The following is a 744-nucleotide window of genomic DNA, read 5'->3' on the forward strand; positions in this document are numbered from 1 at the left end:
GGCCTAACAATTCGTCCAAGCCGACGCCGCTTCGCGGCGCGGCTTAACTCAGGTGTTAGCGCCCACGCCGGGATGCAATGTGGTTGTCGGGCTAATCGCTCCTCGAACTCCTTAGCTCACGGCCACATCGGCTTGCAGGTTCACGGCTGCAAGCTCGCGCCGCTCGCATTTTCCAAGCCTCGGACGTTGCTCGGATGGCGGCGCCAACTTGCCGGCCACATCCGTTTCCGGCGTCTTCGCTGCCCTCGCCTTTCGGCGCGCCTGTGGCGCCCCGCTCCGTCTATCTCGCCGGTCTCGCTCTTCGTGCCAGAATCCGGCCACGTGGAGCAGCGGGCTAGCATCCCGGCGCGTGGGCTCTAACAATTCGTCCAAGCCGACGCCGCTTCGCGGCGCGGCTTAACTCAGGTGTTAGGCCCCGCATGTCACATCCCGGCACCTACAAAGCCCGAATCATCTGCGCGATCCCGCTGGAGCGCCTACATCCCTCCGCCGGCGACGGAACTAGCGCTCCGGCAATTGGAGACATCGTCGAACTCGATCACGGGTTTACTGCTCCAGATGGCCGGGGAATGGGCTTGGTCTACTGCGTCGGACCGAGCGGTAATGTCCGCTGGGCGGCCGATGTGTACGATTCGGAGATTCAGGCCTTGCCCGAGCAGGAAATGGGCGGGGCCTAACAATTCGTCCAAGCCGACGCCGCTTCGCGGCGCGGCTTAACTCAGGTGTTAGGCCCCGTAGTGCAGA

1 protein-coding gene is annotated in these 744 nt (G+C 64.0%); it reads left to right on the forward strand.

What is annotated here, in order from left to right; all coding sequences use genetic code 11:
- Window positions 1–419: 419 nt before the first annotated feature.
- Window positions 420–677, forward strand: a complete 258-nt coding sequence (locus FW784_RS14135; RefSeq protein ID WP_149353953.1) for a hypothetical protein — start codon at window positions 420–422, stop codon at window positions 675–677.
- Window positions 678–744 lie beyond the last annotated feature (67 nt).

The sequence above is a fragment of the Cognatilysobacter lacus genome (assembly GCF_008274655.1).
Lineage (GTDB): Bacteria > Pseudomonadota > Gammaproteobacteria > Xanthomonadales > Xanthomonadaceae > Cognatilysobacter > Cognatilysobacter lacus.